Raw genomic sequence first — 17,569 nt, 5'->3', positions numbered from 1 at the left:
CAACAGTAGCCATTCTATTAGCCATGTACTTTACATTTTTAAACCAGCCCGGTTACCAGAAGTTCATCCAGGCCGTTTGTCTGACCTTTCTACATTCAATATGGCAGGGAATGCTGCTGGCTATTTTAACCGGGCTGGTTTTGATGTTCAGTGCCCGAAGTCGTCCCGTAATACGTTATAACCTGTTCTGCTTCTTGCTTTTGCTGTTTTTTGGAGTGAATGGATACACGTTTTACAGTTTGTATGCAGATGCGACCGAAAGCGTATCTGCTGCTCAGGAAGTACCAGGATCGGCCATTTTTCCTCACAGCCAGCACGATATCCTGGCAGGCTATCTGCCTCAGCAATCATTTCTGATGGAAATTATCCAACGTGTAATGCAATGGTGCAATGACCATTCTGTCTGGATCGTATCTCTGTGGCTTGTTGTTTTTTTGGTGAAAACAATCCAGGCGGGTACCGGGCTGGTCTATGTGAATCGTATCACCCGCTCCAAAACGCACGCCGCGGATGTAGCCTGGCTGGAAAGGCTGGAGGTATTGAAACATAAGCTGGGGATCAGCCGTAATATTGTTTTGCTTGAATCGGAAATCGTTACGGTTCCCATGGTCGCGGGATTTTTGAAACCCGTCATTTTGTTGCCTATTGCGCTGGTCAGTCATTTGCCTGTGAGCCAGGTTGAAGCTATCCTCCTGCACGAATTGGCCCATATTCGTCGGGAAGATTATTTCATAAATCTGGTACAGACCTTCTCGGAGAATATTTTTTTCTTCAACCCTGCGGTGCTTTGGCTGTCTGACCTGATCAGACAGGAAAGGGAACATTGCTGTGATGACCTGGCGGTGTCTCAGATGGAAAACAAATCGGTACTGGTGAATGCGCTGGTTGGGTTTCAGGAGTACAACCTGACGACTCACCAGGCTGCGCTGGCCTTTCCTGGAAGTAGGATGGGTAAAACGGGGAATCATCTCTTGACCCGTATCAAACGAATTATTTACAACAACAATAAATCTTTAAATGCCATGGAAAAATTATTTGTAACTGCAAGCCTACTCGTATCGGCAATGTTGCCCGTCGCGATTTCTCCGTCACAGCAATCCGCTGAACCAAGCAATGTCATAACCGCAACTATTAAACCCATTACGGCACAGCTTGCTGTGGACGTTGTCCCCCGGTATCTTAATGATACGCTGCCCAAAAGGGGTGTAACGAGATACGGCGACAAAAGTACTTATGAAATCACCCGTGAGGATAAACACTATGAAATTGAGGAGATTAACGGGAAAATCACATCGTTGACTATTGATGGAAAACAGATAGCCGAGGATAAGATTGAAACTTACGACAAGGAGATTACACCGATCCTGGAGGATATTAAAATTCACCAGAAGGAAGCGGAAGCTCATCGTTTTGAAGCAGAACAGAGAAGGGAAGAAGCTGAGACACATCGTATAGAGGCAGAAAAGTTCAGAGCGGAAGCGGATCAGCTGAGGGAGAATGCGGAGGTGCAGCGACAACGGGCCGAGGAGTACAGAATTCAGGCTGATGACATGAAAATGGCGGCAGAAGATATGCGCAAGAGTGTAGAAAAGGAAAGCATCCGTAGCCAGAAATTCAGAGAAGAAGCGGCACTTTTGCGTATAAAAGCGGAGGATTCAAGAAAGCATGCAGAACAGGCGCGGAAGGATGCCGAGGTCATTCGTCTACAGGCGGAGGAACATAGGGAAATAGCCGAAATTCATCGTAAAGAAGCTGAAAGACACAGAATCCAGGCTGAAAAGGATCGGGTGGTTTATGAAAAAATGCAGGAAGAGCTGATACAGGATCTAATCAAGGAGGGAATCGTAAAAGATCGTAATAACGTTTCTTATAAACTTAGCAATGATGAATTGATCGTGAACGGGGTAAAACAGCCTGCGGCAATACATCAAAAGTTTAAGGCTCGGTTTGTCAAGGAGAATAAGCAGGCAGTTTTTAGTTCAAAGTAGGCAGTTTGCGGTGGGCAGTGTGCACTGGGTAGTGGGCGTAACCGTGGCACGGTTGTAATAATTGGCACATTTGGGCCTGGTGAATCAACCGTGCCACGGATCATGCAACATGTAAGCAGTTTTTATTTTTAAGTAGGCAGTTCAAAGTGGGCGGTCGGCTCTGTGTTGGCAACGCTGTAAACTTTTAACTCTTAACTCTTAATTTTTAACTATCTCTAAATCAGGTACTTTTACAGCCGTAACCAATCCACCATCTTTTTACGGGTGGTTGGGTCAGGTAAGCGGCCAAAGCCTGCTCCAGTGTTGTCAAGGAGGTGCCCGACATCCGAAGTACCCGGTATGACACAGGTCACGGCTGGGTCGGCAATCAGGTACTTGAGGAAAAACTGAGCCCAGGAATGGATATCCAACTCTCCTGCCCAGGTGGGGAGTTCCTTTCCTTTGACGAGCCTGAAGAGAGCTCCCTGATCAAACGGCTCATTGATAATCACGGCTACTCCCTTATCCCTGGCCGCATTCAGCAAGCTTTTTTCTGCATTGCGTGAGCGGATACTATAATTGAACTGAACAAAATCAATGGGTTCCGTTTTGAGTATCTGTTCCAGCCTGCTGTGTGCGGCGTCGGTATAATGAGTAATGCCTATGTACCTGATTTTCCCAGTTTCCTTCCATTCCCTCAGTGTTTTCAAGTGCGTCTGCCAATCCTGCAGATTATGGATCTGCATCAGGTCTATTTTTTTTCTGTGCAGTTTCCGGAGAGAATCGTTCATTTGACTGATCCCTTCCTGCCTGCCGGTGGTCCATACCTTGGTTGCCAGAAAAAATTGATCGTTCGACTTCAGATCAGCTGTTAAATCTCCGATCACCTCCTCAGCCCTGCCGTACATCGGGGAAGCGTCCACCACTTTACCTCCTTTGTCTAACAGGTTCCCGAGGACTTCCTTTAGCGAACCTGTTTCCTGAGCCGAAGCGCCTACATCAAACTGCTGCCAGGAGCCCAGCCCCACTACAGGTAATTTTTCTCCAGTTGCAGGAATCGTCCTTTGAATCATCTGATCTTCCTTTGTATAAGCCATGGAAGGATTTAGAATTAACCCAGCCGTACCCAATCCAAGTATTTTTGTAGCCTGTCTTCTGTTCACTTTCACCTGATCGTATTTAGCATTTCTGATAAATTTAACAACAAATAGGCAGACCGGTGTTTCCCGAGAAAACTTTTGTGAAATTCAGATAGCAAAATAGTGCGCCTGAAAAATATCTGCCAAGATTGAAATAAAAACCGCGGAGGTTATACTTAACAAATTTGCATCTTTAAGCACGCAAAACAGGACCAGGACTTTCGGTCATCCAATACACTCAACATTACAAATGACAACCTATCATTCACTTATTATTGATGATGAACCCATTGCCCGGGACGTAATCCGGACTTACCTGAAAGACGACCTCTCCATTGAAACAGTTGGTGAGGCGTGTAATGGTTCAGAAGCTGTTATAAAAATACTGCAGTACAAGCCAGACCTTATTTTTCTGGATATCCAGATGCCCGAGATGGACGGTTTTGAGGTTTTGAAAGAGGTATGGCCGCATCACCGCCCTTTCGTTATTTTTACCACTGCCTTTGATCAGTATGCGCTGCGTGCCTTTGAAGTAAACGCCATTGACTACCTGTTAAAGCCATTTGACGAAATCCGGTTTCACCAGGCACTGGGAAGAATCAAGGAAAGGCTGAGCCTTCAGTCCCAGCCCAGAATGGAAGCACTGGTTACCCGCTTACTCCAGCAGCAGGCGGAAACCGGTTCAGCTCAATATTTACAGCGCATCCTGGTGAAAGAAACCGGCCGGATGCTCCTGGTAAAAACGGAAGACATAAGCCATTTTGATGCCGACGGCAACTACATTACACTTCATACAGCGGCCAAGTCGTATACCATTTACGAAAGTTTGTCGAGCCTGGAAGAACGGCTTAATCCGGCGGATTTTATCAGGGTAAGCCGCTCTTATATCATCAATATAAACTTTATAGCGGAGCTTGAAACCTATTTTAACGGAGAATATATTGTTTTACTCCAAACGGGTGAACGCATTAAATGTACCAGAAGTTACCGTGAAAATCTCAAAGTTTTTTTGACAAATCTTAAGTAATGTAAATCCTGGTGATTTCAAAAAAATAGCGGTGTGCCGGACAACTGAACCTGCGCACCGCTATTTTCTTCACCCCTCACTTTTTCGCTATCGAAACACTGATCTTATACTCTCCAAGTTCAGGTGTTTTGGATGTTACGGGAAAAGGCAATACCTGGCTCACCGTAAGTTCATAGGTATCAGAACCAAGCCTGAACGACTGGCTTGCCCCTTTATCATCTCCTTTAAAAGTGATGGCTACATCTGTTTCATTGCTTCCGTCCGAAACCGAAAACTTTACAAATGCACTTCCGGCCTGTATGCACTCTGCGTTGATCGGACAACGACTATCTTCAACGGACAGTAGTTCAACCTTCAGATCCTGACCGGACGCCCGTACGGATGATTCCTTTGCATAGGTTATGTCGGTTGTCTGTAGTTTGATTTCAGGTGTAGCAGTATCCTCTTTCTTTTCGCAGGCAATAAAAGAAAAACAGGCTAAGGCAAAAACAATAAATTTTTTCATGGCAAACGGATTTAATTGGTATTGAATGAAAGAACCGCTACCTATAAAAAAGGTTGGAAGTATTTTCGAAATTTTAATACATTTTTCTGATACAAAAAGCCACTGCCCGTTTAACATATTCTGCTTCAATTTGTTAAAATTATATTTTAGTCATCCTGCTGTTGCTGCCCAAAAAGTATTTTTTGTAATACCCGGATAAAATCCCAAATTGCGCGCCCAATTTTTCAAAAGCATCCAATGAGTACCATTTCATGCGGTATAGATTTCGGCACATCCAATTCCAGTTTGGCCGTTGCAGATCAGCAAACCGTTCAGTTAATTGCAGCCGAAAACGGCAATAGCACCATTCCAAGCGCCATGTTCTTTCTCCGAAAGGGGAATACCGCCTACTACGGCCGTGAAGCCATGAACTTGTTTCTGGACAAAACACCAGGGCGCCTGATGCGAAGCCTTAAGCGGGTCCTGGGTACTTCGGTAATGAAACAGGGTACCATTGTGAATGGAGAACACATGAAGTTTGACGCCATCATCGCGTCATTTCTGAAAAAACTGAAAGACCAGGCAGAGCTTGAGGCAGGGCAATCCATTGAGTATGTTACGATGGGTCGCCCGGTACATTTTGTTGACAACGACCCAGGGGCCGACGAGCGGGCCGAAACCGAACTGCGCGCCATTGGAGGCCTGCTCGGGTTTAAGGAGATAAGTTTTCAGTTTGAACCCATTGCGGCTGCTTTCGCACACGAAACAACCATTGGGGGTGAGAAATTAGCACTGGTGGTGGACCTGGGCGGTGGTACTTCGGATTTCACGGTGATCAGATTATCTCAAAATAACATCCGCAAAACCGACAGAACGTCTGATATCCTTGGCAATACCGGCGTGCGGATCGGAGGAAATGACCTGGATAAAGACCTCAGCTTGGCCGCTGTGATGCCGGTTCTGGGATACCGGAGTACCTATGGTGAAAAAAATCTGGAGGTACCGCTCAAACATTACCACGATCTTTCGGAATGGAGCAAGGTGAACTTTTTATACAATACCAAAAACATTTTTCAGGTAAAACAGCTCCTCTTTCAGTCGCATGATAAAAAGAGGTATGAACGACTGTTAAAAGTGCTCGAGCAGGAAACCGGGCATGCCCTGCTGGCGGCTACTGAGCAAACAAAAATTGCCCTCACGCAACTTCAGGAATTTGAAACGCCTTTCGATTTTCTGGAAATGGGCCTGTCCGAAAAAGTAAGCAGGGAGAAATTCAACCAGGCTATTGAGCAGAGGGTGAGCAAAATCAGTCAGACGGCCATGTTATGTGTGGCAGAAGCAGGTGTGAAAGCCGGCGATATTGACCTGGTCATACTCACAGGTGGAACGACGGAGGTGCCTGTGGTGCAGCACGAATTTGCGGTGCTTTTTCCTAACGCCAAAGTTTCGGGCGAAAACAAGCTATCCAGCGTTGGCCTCGGCCTTGCCTACGACAGCCGCAATAAATTTTCGTAAATTTCCGGCCTTACAACCCAGACAAAGGAATGGCTGCCAGCCAGTTCCTTTGTCTGGGGTTAATTATCCTGGCAGTGTAATCTTAGTCTACGTGCTGCCCGTTTTTGTCAAGTTTCACACGAGCACTTTCATCACCTTTCTTGACATCCAGCTCATAGTACTGCGATCGGTCTTCTCTCGTGACCAGGTAAGCATCTGTTATTTTCCAGCCTTCGAATGCATCGCTTCTTATTGCGTTTTTAACAGGTTCGGGTAAGTCTTCCACTTTCACGGAAACTTTCTCCTGTGCCGAAAAAAGTGATCGGGCCGTTTTCATCTGTACACCTGCATCAGCCCATAAGGGAGAAACCAGTAGGAATGCCAATGCTGAAACTATTATCTTTTTCATAATCTTTCCTGTTAAATTTCCCGGGGTTACACGGGTATATTTTTGTTACAATTATTATTATGCCACAAAGAGTTTATTTATAAAGTTTTGGTCAAGAGGTACTTGATGAAGTATTGTTTTCTAGCATCTCTTACGCCCTTCCTCAAAATGACGATAAAATCTTCAGATTCCTATTTCTTCTTCTTTTTCATAGCTACCGGATCCCAGTGAACAATCTTCTTCTCAAAATAGCTTTCGTTACAAGCCAATACAGGAGCCGCCGCCCGAAAACCAAATACGGGGTCTTCAATGGTTCCAATACTTCCCTTTCTGATATTTTCAAAAAAATCGGCAAAGTGAATAGCATGAGAATCTTCCTCCTGTGGGGCTGCAAATTTTATTTCTTTCACCGGCTCAGCAGTCCGCGTATCGGCAGGGTATTCAAGGTCATACTTCTTTTTAAATTCCTTCTGCTCACTCTCGGAGAAAGTATTGTAACTATCATAACCACCAAAACCTGGTGCTTTGGGGAGTTTTTTCTTTGTAAGAATCAGGTTATTTTCCGTAAATTCAATTTGACCTTCTGTGCCTATGATCCGTGTGTTATTGGCGATGGCTCCCGCGTTGGCAAAATTCACTCGTAAAACCATCTGAAAATTAGCATGAATATCGGTTTTAGGATATTCCAGGATGGATACCAGCACATCGGGTACATCTCTTCCATCTTTCCAGTAACTCAGCTCACCGGAAGAAAAAATGCGTTCGGGGCCCAGAGACCCTGTAACAAAATGAACCCCTGTAATTAAATGTACGAAAAGGTCACCCGCAACACCCGTACCGTAGTCCCGGTAATTTCTCCACCTGAAGAACCGTTTCGCATCAAAAGGCATTTTGGGGGCATCGCCAAGGTAATGCTCCCAGTCCACCGTGGAAGGTGATGCATCCGTAGGTATGGAGTAGTTCCAGGCTCCAATAGCATTAAAGCGATCATTATTGGATTCAACATAATTAATATCCCCTATCTCGCCTGCCTGAAACAACCTTTTGGCCTCTTTAAAGGAACTGGTGCTGATCCGCTGGCTTCCGATCTGCATGGTTTTACCCGATTTTTTCCAGGCTTCAATGACCGACGCTCCTTCGCTGATATGATGCACCATCGGTTTTTCGCAATATACATGCTTGCCGGCCTGCAAAGAAGCCTTGGTAATATGGTCGTGCCAATGGTCCGGTGTCACCACCAGAACGGCATCGATATCCTTTCTTCCCAGAATTTCGTGGTAATCACGGGTAGTGAAAACGTCCTTTCCATAAACCTCCTTTACCCGCGTAAGCCGTCCGTCGTAAAGGTCGGCCGCTGCCACAAATTCAACGTCTTTAGAACTCCTCAGGGCCGCTTTTGTATCCTGGTTACCCTGTATACCCATGCCGATGGTCGCAAATCTGATCTTGTCGTTCGGGCTTATTTTTTTCAGATCCCTGATGATATTGAAAGGCTTGGCAACACTCTCAGCAGCTATTAAAGCCGAACCTGCTGTTACTGTTTTAAGAAAATACCGGCGGTCTGAACTCATTGTTATGTTAAAAATAATGGGTTATCAATAAATGTCCGCCTAAAATAATGAAATTACGGATTGCCCCCACAGAAAAACGATATTATCACCTCAACCGGTATCATTCCGCATCTCAGCGGGTATACCAGGTAAAGGAGGATACTATAATTCGGTAATGACGATATCCTTATAAGCTACTTCCGCCTTGCCTCCACCATGGATCTGTAAGCCGATCAGCCCTTTTTGTGGAATGGCTTTATCTGTTTCAGTATATTTCACTGTTAACTTACCATTAAGATAGATACTGATTTTTCCGCTGTTGCTGCGCACCTCATAATCATTCCACTGAAAAGGTTTCAGGATGCTGTGCACATAGGCCGAATCCGGGGCAATCAGCGTTTTGTTTCTTCTTGACTCATCGTAAAGGCTTGCCCAGTACTTATCTCCCAAATCGGCCTGATAGCCAATCATCTCATAATCAGGATTCGTAGCACGCTTACTATTAAACTGTACCCCTGTGTTGATAAAACCTTCGGTACCGGAAAGTTTGAATTTGAGTTTAAGGATAAATGGACCATACTCTTTCTTTGTAGTGAGAAATTCATTGTGTGGAACCGTCTTTTTAAGGGAGCCGCCCACGATGGCCCCATGCTCGATCCTCCAGGTATGTACGGTGTCTCCCGTCCAGCCTTTAAAACTTTTTCCGTCAAATAACGACACCGGCTTTTTCGGTATCTGCCGGAAACCCAGAAGCCCTATACCTAAAAATAAGATACTCAGCAATAAAAGATATCCTTTCATGACAAGGTGATGTATGGTTTAAATTATACCTGCAGTGCTGTGTTGCACCCGCAATGTAAAAGCAGGGTGAGTATCCTGATCTAATCTTCAATGTCTCGGATAATCGGTGTAACTTGTCTGGCAATTAGGGTTCTCAAACCAAAACTTAGGCTTCCGAAGCAGCCAGTTTTTTCGGGTTGAATGTAAGATTGAATTTAAATATTGGGCAATTTTCCCCCACTTATTTTGCAGGAGCATCACTTAGGCACAAAATTTTAGACCATAAAATCACAGGTACGAGAAGTGGGTATCACACTTCTCATCATCAGGCATTCTGATTAAAGATTTATTTTACAGCAATATGTCAAAAAAAGAGGAAGAACCCGCTATTGGATTGACGGAGGCGAGCGAACGGTTCGAGTTATTGGCAAAGGCAACCCACGATATTATCTGGGACTGGAATCTGACGGAACAAAAAATATGGTGGAATGAGGCGCTGCAAAAGCTGTTTGGTTACTCGGAAGAAGAGATACTTCCCAGCCCCGACTTCTGGTATGACCGTATTCACCCTGAGGATCGGGAACGTGTTCTGAAACATATCAATGAGTTACTGGAGCAGGGCGGCGAAAACTGGTCGGATCACTACCGGTTCAGAAAAGCCGACGGTACCTATGCAGAGGTATTGGACCGCGGTTATACCATTAAAAAAGAAGGTGTTCCTGTCAGGATGGTTGGCTCCATGCAGGATATTACCAGAGAGGTGCAGATACAAAAAGAGAGAGAACAAAGTGAAGAACGGCTCCAGTTTGCTTTAAACTCTGCAAAACTGGGCACCTGGGAACTCAATCCTGAAAAAAATACGATATCCTGGGATGACCGGTGCAGAGAATTGTTTGGTTATCATTCCGGAGATGTGGTCGATTACCAGCATTCACTTCTCAGTATCCATCCGGACGACCGGGAAAGAATAAGCAACGCTGTGCAAAAAGCACTCACACCCGGCTCGGGTGGGGTATATGATGTACAGTTCAGGACCATAGGTGTGCACAACAGTCAGTTGCGGTGGCTGCATTGCAAAGGCCAGGCCTATTTTGATGACCAGGGCAAGCCTGAAAGATTTTCGGGTATTGTGCTGGATATAACCAGCCAGATGAAGGATCTGGAAAAACTGATGCTGTCCGACCAGCAGGCGGCCATTGCGATTGAAGGTACGGAGGCTGGGTCGTTTGTTCTGACGGTTGAAACAAATGAGATAGCTTACTCCCCCTCTTTTGTGAGAATACTGACTGGGGTTGAAACACAAAGCATGCCCCGTCCTATCATCGTCAACCATATCCACCCGGATGATGCACATCTCCGCGAAAATGCCCACAAACTGGCATCGGAAACGGGGAATCTGAATTATGAGGCACGGTTTATCTGGGAAAACGGTGCCATTCGATGGGTGAAGGTACTGGGCAGGTACCTGTATAACAATCAGGGAAAGGCCATTCATCTTTCCGGTATTGTGCTGGACGTAACCGACCGGATGAACTACGAACAAAAACTGAGAGCCAACGAGGAATATCTCAGGAGTATGATCGATCACTCACCTGTAGCCATGGCACTTTTACGCGGGCAAGAACTCGTAATTGAAACTGCAAATAACGCTTTTGCCACGCTTTTAGGCCCTTTGGAGACAATTAAAGGACACCCACTGACATTTTCTGGTGAGAAAACTCACCCTTTTGTAGAACTGCCCCGCAAGGCTTTTTTAGATGCGCAGGTATATCAGGCGAAAGAAATACTGATAAAATCATTTGATGAAGGCTTAACGAAAGATTCCTATTACGATTTTACCTTTTCCCCCATTGCAGCGGCTGACGGAACGGTGAGCGGTGTGATTGCCACGGGCATTGAGGTAAGCCAGCAGGTGCAGGCGAGAGCTGCGCTGAAAGAGAGCGAGCGCCGTTTCCGTAACCTTATAGAAGAAGCTCCGGTTGCCACATCGTTGTTTGTGGGGAAGGACATGATCATTGATCTTCCCAATGAGGCCATGATCCGGTTCTGGGGAAAAGGACCGGATGTAGCTGGAAAACCTTTGCGTGAAGCGGTTCCTGAGCTCGTCGGTCAGCCTTTTCTTGGGATATTGGATGAGGTGTTCAGGACAGGTGAAACGTATCATTCCGATGCATCTCCGGCTGATCTTGAAGTGGATGGTGTGATGGGTACCTATTATTTTGACTTCACCTACAAACCGCTCCGAAACAGTGATGGGGAGGTTTATGCCATTCTTGATATGGCGGTGGATGTTACCTCTCAGGTAGTGGCAAGACAGGAACTGATGCAAAGTGAAGAAAGATACCGGCAACTTGCCAACGAACTGGATCAGCGTGTACAACAGCGTACCATTGAGCTCCACAAGGCAAATCAGGAACTGATCCATTCCAACAATAACCTCCAGCAATTTGCCTATGCCGCCAGTCATGACTTGCAGGAACCCTTGAGGAAGATCCAGTCCTTCGGGTCGCGGCTGCATACGATGTACAATAACCAGCTGGACAGTACCGGTGTTTATATGCTGGACAGGATCCAGGACGCCAGCAAGCGGATGTCTTACATGATTGACGATCTGCTGGCTTATTCCCGGCTGTCCACCCGGGATAATGAGCTGGAGCTGGTGAATCTCAATCAGGTAGTAGCCAACGTCCTTCCGGATCTTGAAATTGCCATAAATGAGAAAAGGGCAGAGATCACAACCGGCGAGCTGCCCCTGATCTGGGGAAATGAGAGGCAGCTCGGGCAGCTTTTTCAAAACCTGCTGGGTAACGCCATAAAATACAGCAAGCCGGATACCATCCCGCTGATAACCGTAAGCAGCCGCCTTGCCGAGCCTTCCGAAACGGCGCTTATTCCGAGTATATTACCACAGACTACGTACGTACGGATAGCCATAGCAGACAACGGGATAGGTTTTGATATGAAAAATGTTGATAGGATTTTTCACATGTTTCAACGCCTTCACGGACGCAGTGAGTACTCTGGCTCAGGTATCGGCCTTGCGTTATGTAAAAAGGTGGTGCAAAACCATCATGGATACATCACAGCAAGCAGTTCGCCCGGAAATGGTTCCACGTTCATTATTTACCTGCCTCTGACCGGCAAGCCAGGTCAGGAGCCGGCGGAAAACATGGATTAATGCAGCCAGATATCGTTATACTGTTCAGGATGTCGTTTGAACTGGGTATGGACATAAGCGCAAAGTGGGATCACCATTAGTTTTTTCTGTCTGGCATGCGCGACCATTGCCTCTAGCAGAAGTTTGGAGAGGCCCTTGCCTTCGTATTCAGGATTAATTTCCGTGTGATAAACTGTCAGCCTGGTTGCGGTGATGGCCACTACCATTTCACCCACTTTTTCCTGATCGTCGTTCAGGAAAAAAGCGCCGTGGCCTCGCTCGTCCAGCTCAAGTATTATGTTGTAAGTATCCATTTTTATTTAAAATTTACAGAAGCCAAGATAGCAAAAATCTTGATGTGTCAGGATTTTTGCTCAAACCGCCAATCCTGTCAAACACGTTGTCATGGAGCTTCAAAACTCTTCACAAACGTCTCAGTGTGGAAATAACACCTTTCAATAACATATCTATACCGTTCGCTAAGTATTATTTGTTATATATGATGCAATAAGTCAAATTTGTACAAAAGAAAGTTACACGGGAATTTTATCTGTTCTTGTATCCATCTCATATCTGCGAACTTTTAAACGGATATAGTCATTACTAGTCAGTATCAATTAATTTCAGTTATAAACTCAATATAAAAAGGAAAAACGTCATGCATCCTTCATTTGGATTATTCCCCAAGAAAGCAAAATACTATACATACAATTTCCAGGGCATACTGGACAAAACGATCAGTCTTTTTGTAACCATTAATTCCCTAACTGCGTTTTATCTGATCCTGTGCAGTTTTCGGCACCTGGCTTACTCACCGGATATGGTAGACAACATCATTGCTCCGCTGATCCAGGGACTTTTACTGCTTACCTTTACATCAGCCAGTTACCTTATTAAAAATGTGGCCGGTCAGCATCTGGTGGCGGCCTGTGTGAGTGTACTCCCGTGGATTGTTGTCATTACCAACGCATTCCTTTCCGCTATTATTCCGCTTTGAGGATCTTAGTCTGGTGCTGGCCTGCGGCAACAGCTATTAATATCTGTTTCAACTCATTTATGATCAGGAATTTGTAAAAAAATTACTTCTGGAATTGCGAAAATAAAATTGAAAAACGGAATGGTTTGTCTGGGATACTTTGCAAAGTGAATATTTACTGTCATATTGGTGTTGCAGTAAATCACCTGTTCACACTTATTTCATGAAAATACTCCTTGCTTTCGTCCTGAGTTGCCTGTTTATCGCCTCTTGCAAAACAAAAGGCAAACAAGGCAACGAAATTGCCGTCAGGGATACAACCATTACGGTTGAAAATTCTTTCACCGAACTTTTCATAGATACCATTGCGCTGGACCGTTTTGTACGCGCCAATGCCCTGCAGGATAGTGTTTTCAATAAAATGAAAAGCTTTTACAACCACAGAAACTATCAGTTTGCCTGGTTTTTTCCAGATGGTATGGCCGAGTTTGTCCCAACTTTCCTAAGTCTTCAAAACGATTATATCCATTATTCAGGTGATAGCTCCCTGTATGACCCCGGCCTGGTAGCGGCTATTGATTCGCTTCGTGAAAGGAAACGGCTTAACCCGCACGATTCACTTGTGATCCAAACGGAACTCTCGCTTACCCGTCATTTTTTCCAATATACCGAGCGGGCATATTCGGGTGATCACCGTATTAATGTACAGGAACTGAACTGGTTCATTCCCAGAAAGAAAATCGACCCGGAAGCTTTTCTGGACTCCCTTCTTAAAAATAAAGGGAAAAATCTGACGGCCTACGAACCTGTTAACCGGCAGTATAACCTTTTGAAAGAGAACCTGCTGCGTTACTATGCTTTTGAAAACGAAACCTGGCCGGTAATCGAAAATGTCAAAAGGCTGAAGGAAGGAGATCTCTCACCGGCCGTCCAGGAAATTAAAAAACGACTGACTCTACTGGGGGATTTACCCAAAACGGATACCTCCGCAGTATTTGATTCAACCTTTGCAGTGGCTGTGAAATCCTTTCAGGAAAGAATGGGGCTTAAACCCAATGGAGAAATTGGACCAGCATTTCTGAAAGAACTGAATGTCCCTGTTAAGGAGCGGATCCGGCAGATGCTCATCAACATGGAGCGGATCAGGTGGGTACCGGCTACACCATCAACCGATTATATCCTGGTCAACATCCCTGAATTCCGTTTGCATGTGTATGAAAAGGGCAAGCTGGCTTTTGATATGAACGTCGTGGTAGGTTCTCAGGCCCACAATACAGTTATTTTTTCTGGTACACTTAACCAGATTGTCTTCAGCCCTTACTGGAATATCCCGCCCAGTATCCTCAAAAACGAGATCCTTCCGGGGATCAGGCGTAATCCCAATTACCTCGCCCGCCACAATATGGAATGGAACGGTAATGCTGTCCGTCAAAAACCTGGAAAAGCTAATTCTTTGGGCCTTGTCAAGTTTCTTTTTCCCAACAGTTACAATATATACCTGCATGACACCCCTTCAAAAAGCCTGTTTGGGGAGTCACAGAGGGCTTTTAGCCACGGATGTATCCGGTTGTCGGAGCCGAAAAAGCTGGCAGAATTTCTTCTGCGGAAAGACAGTACCTGGACTTCTGATAAAATAACCAGTGCTATGAACGCCGGAAAGGAGAAGTATGTAAGGTTACGCGGTAAAAATGAAATTCCGGTTTTTATTGGCTATTTCACTGCCTGGGTGGATCAGAAAGGACACCTTAATTTTCGCCGTGATGTATATGGGCATGATAAAAAAATGGCCAACAGGCTCTTTGGTGACACGGTTGCATCGGTAAGTACCTCCAGATAATAGGTATAGGCTGAAATGTATATGTTCCGAGGGGGTTAACCAGCCAGCGCCATTTTGATCAATTCTTTCCCCCTGTTACTATATGCCAGGCCCAGGGCAGCTTCTTGTCCCTCACTGCTCATTTTAGCCCAGGTTTTTCTGAGTATCCCGATCAATTTTTCATCAGTGTGTCTGGATATCAGCTCGTCATACTGAAACTCAAGGAATACCAGGCATAATGCATTTTCCATGGTCTGTACCGCCGGATTGTGCTTTATTTTCTGCTTAAGTACTATTTCCCTCACAGAATCAATCATTTCCTGATCATAACCGGCTTCGCGCAGGAAACCTTCTGCAATTTTTGCATGGTATTTGGCAAGGTCGCTGCGCCATTTCAAATAGCCCACTCTTCCTTCTGGGTAGGTATTACGGGCAATTTCCCATCGGCCTATATGCTGGCAGCGGGAAGCAAGCAGCAGGCTTTCAGCCGCTGCTGGCGAAAGTTTTTTTACCCATTCATATAATTTCAAGGCATAAAAGTATTCAAGCGGATAATCCTTTCCCTGCCAGCTGATATGCTGGGGACAACGCATATTGTAACCGTCAAATAAAGAAAATGCAACTTCAAGCTTATTCATAGATGGTGATTTAAAAACCGGCACGCTACACAAAGCTAACATTTCTTTTTTCCAAATGCTGGTAAATGAAAAAAGGCTGCAGGTACTGCCTGCAACCATTCATTCCCGAGAAAAGGCAGTTACTTACTGCTGGCGAACAGCATAAGCGGTTTTTATTTTCCTGATCTTGCCGTCACTTTTGGTCATCACGAACATATCTCCTGTAAAATCATTGTAGAGTATCCTCAGATCCACCCTTTTGGACCCCGAAATTTCGCGGAGATCGGATGACTTGCCATTTTGCATAACAATCATTTCGTGAATGGTATGATCCGACATTTCCTTATTGATATTCAGATAAAACAGTCGTCCGTTTACAATATCTCCGAATACATACTTGTTTTTCAAAGCTTTGATATTTCCATGATAAACGTATCCTCCGCTGATGGCGTTGCCGTCCACATGGTCATATGCGGCAAAGGGAGCCTGGAAATTCCCTTCCTCACTAGGTTTGATTTTATAAACATTCTTCAGATCCGAGTGTAAGATACCAAACGCACCTTCACGGACATTCCAGCCGTAGTCCTTGCCTTTCTGAATGATATTGATTTCCTCAAAATTGGATTCTCCCACCTCTGCCTCAAACATAACCGACTTACCATTTACCTTATCCCATGCCAGGCGATGCGGATTCCTGAATCCATAAGCCCAGATTTCCTTTCTTATTCCGGGATAAGGATTTTTCACAAAGGGATTGTCGGCAGGGATACCATATTGGCCGTTCGGACTGTTGTTCCCCAGCGGATCAATACGAATAATGGTACCCAGGAAAGAACGCAGGTTATGGGCAAGTTCGGGATGTTTTCCTATGGTAGCTCCGCCGTCGCCGGTTCCCATAAAAAGTTTTCCGTAGTTTGCTTCACCTTTTGAAATTCCTGGCTCAAACCCGATATCCTGTACGCCATGTACATCTCCCGGAACATTAATCCGTAATAATTCACGACGAGTACCTTCAAAAGTCGGGCTATGCACGTCGTTCATTTTCCACTCCGATAGTACCCACTGCAATTTCACCCGAATGGAATCGGCATACTCGTAATCGGCCTTCTGGCCCTTAAACGTTTCTGTATGGGTGATGTAAATAAGTCCGTTTGACAAATATTCAGGATGAAAGGCAAAACTGCCAAGGCCGGTTCCCAGCCCCGTCACATTGATGAAAGACGCTACTTTTTCCCTCAGGTCAAGGAATGTGGTGTATTGGCGGTCTTTAATCCGGTAAATAATGCCACGCTGGTCACTTACAAACAGGGTTCCGTCGTGGGCAGGGAAAGGCCGCATGGTTGCAATGCGGGTTAGGGGAGGTTTCTCGGACGTGGCGGGTAACTGAATAAAATCTTCCAGCTCAATGCGCAGGTCTGGCTTGGCTACGGGAGCAATCAGCCGCACCGGCGGTGCGGTAGCTTCCGTTACTTCGTTTACAACCAGGGGCTTAATTCCGGCTGCACGACTTTCCACGTCTATGTATGCAAGAATAGATATGATTTCAGCGGATTTCAAAAAATTAAAACCAGGCATCAGCTGTTTATATTTCTTATGCAGGTTCACGGCTCTTTTATCGCCCGAGGAAATCACCTTCGATGGATCCTGAACGAACGCCACGAGAGCCGTTTTAGATAACGCCGCAGTTACCCCGCCGAGCCTTGGGCCAATGCCGTCGTCTGCCAGGGTGTGGCAGGCAGAACAGGTGTTGTTAAAAAGTTCTTTTCCCTGTGCTATTGTTTTGGTATCTGTAGGATATTCCGAGGCTTGTTGACCGGCCACGGCACAGGGAGTGAGTACAAAGGCTGAAAGTAAGCCACAAAAAGGTAAGATGATCTTGTAAAACATTATGGTTAAATAATTCGGAATAGAATTAAAGTTGCTTGCAGTGGCAAGTATACTCAAAATCCGCCGTCCCGCCTGCACGGCATATTGATATTGAATAGATACTTCTTCCCAGTATTCTGACTTTCAGCTACAACATGGCGACTTTTGACTACACCTGTTTTCCGAAAGCTGGCGAAATTTGCAATATCAGGAAATCGGGATGCTGGCAGTTACTTGGGTAAATTGATGAGACTTTGCTATTTCTGTCAGCAATTGTGTTTAATTTGGCCCGAGGTTTTCGGATAACT

The 17,569-nt window shown here is 45.3% G+C and carries 14 protein-coding genes; 6 read left to right on the top strand and 8 right to left on the bottom strand.

Features of this window, described 5'->3' with window-relative positions; translation table 11 throughout:
- The first annotated feature begins 23 nt into the window (after positions 1 to 23).
- Positions 24 to 1,988 carry a M56 family metallopeptidase gene (locus tag KOE27_RS27610; RefSeq protein ID WP_215242081.1) on the top strand — a complete coding sequence of 655 codons (1,965 nt, stop codon included), beginning with the start codon at positions 24 to 26 and terminating at the stop codon, positions 1,986 to 1,988.
- Positions 1,989 to 2,218: 230 nt separating this feature from the next.
- Here KOE27_RS27610 and KOE27_RS27605 read toward each other — a convergent pair whose 3' ends face one another.
- The gene (locus tag KOE27_RS27605; RefSeq protein ID WP_215242080.1) at positions 2,219 to 3,064 is read right to left on the bottom strand and encodes an aldo/keto reductase; all 846 of its coding nucleotides are present in this window, start codon (positions 3,062 to 3,064) and stop codon (positions 2,219 to 2,221) included.
- Between the two features lie 292 nt (positions 3,065 to 3,356).
- On the opposite strand from KOE27_RS27605, the gene KOE27_RS27600 reads away from it, so the two are divergent.
- The gene (locus tag KOE27_RS27600; RefSeq protein WP_215242079.1) at positions 3,357 to 4,133 is read left to right on the top strand and encodes a LytR/AlgR family response regulator transcription factor; all 777 of its coding nucleotides are present in this window, start codon (positions 3,357 to 3,359) and stop codon (positions 4,131 to 4,133) included.
- 76 nt (positions 4,134 to 4,209) lie between these two features.
- Here KOE27_RS27600 and KOE27_RS27595 read toward each other — a convergent pair whose 3' ends face one another.
- Positions 4,210 to 4,638 (bottom strand): hypothetical protein, encoded by a 429-nt coding sequence (locus KOE27_RS27595; protein ID WP_215242078.1) that lies wholly within the window; start codon positions 4,636 to 4,638, stop codon positions 4,210 to 4,212.
- Between the two features lie 237 nt (positions 4,639 to 4,875).
- On the opposite strand from KOE27_RS27595, the gene KOE27_RS27590 reads away from it, so the two are divergent.
- Positions 4,876 to 6,132, top strand: coding sequence for an Hsp70 family protein (locus KOE27_RS27590; RefSeq protein WP_215242077.1), 1,257 nt, complete (start codon positions 4,876 to 4,878; stop codon positions 6,130 to 6,132).
- An 82-nt stretch (positions 6,133 to 6,214) separates the two neighbouring features.
- Here KOE27_RS27590 and KOE27_RS27585 read toward each other — a convergent pair whose 3' ends face one another.
- The 3 genes from KOE27_RS27585 to KOE27_RS27575 form a co-directional block, all read right to left on the bottom strand.
- Positions 6,215 to 6,520 (bottom strand): hypothetical protein, encoded by a 306-nt coding sequence (locus KOE27_RS27585; protein ID WP_215242076.1) that lies wholly within the window; start codon positions 6,518 to 6,520, stop codon positions 6,215 to 6,217.
- 170 nt (positions 6,521 to 6,690) lie between these two features.
- Positions 6,691 to 8,070, bottom strand: coding sequence for a Gfo/Idh/MocA family protein (locus KOE27_RS27580; protein WP_215242075.1), 1,380 nt, complete (start codon positions 8,068 to 8,070; stop codon positions 6,691 to 6,693).
- A gap of 141 nt (positions 8,071 to 8,211) precedes the next feature.
- Positions 8,212 to 8,850, bottom strand: a complete 639-nt coding sequence (locus KOE27_RS27575; RefSeq protein ID WP_215242074.1) for a 3-keto-disaccharide hydrolase — start codon at positions 8,848 to 8,850, stop codon at positions 8,212 to 8,214.
- Positions 8,851 to 9,190: 340 nt separating this feature from the next.
- Here KOE27_RS27575 and KOE27_RS27570 point away from each other — a divergent pair, with 340 nt between their 5' ends.
- Positions 9,191 to 12,007, top strand: coding sequence for a PAS domain-containing sensor histidine kinase (locus KOE27_RS27570; RefSeq protein ID WP_215242073.1), 2,817 nt, complete (start codon positions 9,191 to 9,193; stop codon positions 12,005 to 12,007).
- Here KOE27_RS27570 and KOE27_RS27565 read toward each other — a convergent pair.
- Positions 12,004 to 12,300 carry a GNAT family N-acetyltransferase gene (locus tag KOE27_RS27565; protein WP_215242072.1) on the bottom strand — a complete coding sequence of 99 codons (297 nt, stop codon included), beginning with the start codon at positions 12,298 to 12,300 and terminating at the stop codon, positions 12,004 to 12,006. The genes KOE27_RS27570 and KOE27_RS27565 overlap by 4 nt on opposite strands.
- A 344-nt stretch (positions 12,301 to 12,644) precedes the next feature.
- Here KOE27_RS27565 and KOE27_RS27560 point away from each other — a divergent pair, with 344 nt between their 5' ends.
- Together KOE27_RS27560 and KOE27_RS27555 are read left to right on the top strand one after the other, a co-directional pair.
- Positions 12,645 to 12,983, top strand: a complete 339-nt coding sequence (locus tag KOE27_RS27560) for a hypothetical protein (RefSeq protein WP_215242071.1) — start codon at positions 12,645 to 12,647, stop codon at positions 12,981 to 12,983.
- Positions 12,984 to 13,185: 202 nt separating this feature from the next.
- On the top strand, positions 13,186 to 14,799 hold the full coding sequence (locus KOE27_RS27555) for a L,D-transpeptidase family protein (protein ID WP_215242070.1): 1,614 nt from the start codon (positions 13,186 to 13,188) through the stop codon (positions 14,797 to 14,799).
- A gap of 35 nt (positions 14,800 to 14,834) precedes the next feature.
- On the opposite strand, the gene KOE27_RS27550 is transcribed toward KOE27_RS27555, so the two are convergent.
- Positions 14,835 to 15,416 (bottom strand): DUF4202 domain-containing protein, encoded by a 582-nt coding sequence (locus tag KOE27_RS27550; protein WP_215242069.1) that lies wholly within the window; start codon positions 15,414 to 15,416, stop codon positions 14,835 to 14,837.
- Positions 15,417 to 15,539: 123 nt separating this feature from the next.
- Positions 15,540 to 17,282 (bottom strand): PQQ-dependent sugar dehydrogenase, encoded by a 1,743-nt coding sequence (locus KOE27_RS27545; RefSeq protein ID WP_215242068.1) that lies wholly within the window; start codon positions 17,280 to 17,282, stop codon positions 15,540 to 15,542.
- Positions 17,283 to 17,569 lie beyond the last annotated feature (287 nt).

The sequence above is a fragment of the Dyadobacter sp. CECT 9275 genome (assembly GCF_907164905.1).
Taxonomy (GTDB): domain Bacteria; phylum Bacteroidota; class Bacteroidia; order Cytophagales; family Spirosomataceae; genus Dyadobacter; species Dyadobacter helix.
Note: the sequence above shows the minus strand (reverse complement) of the source record. Positions and strands in the feature narration are given on the sequence as shown.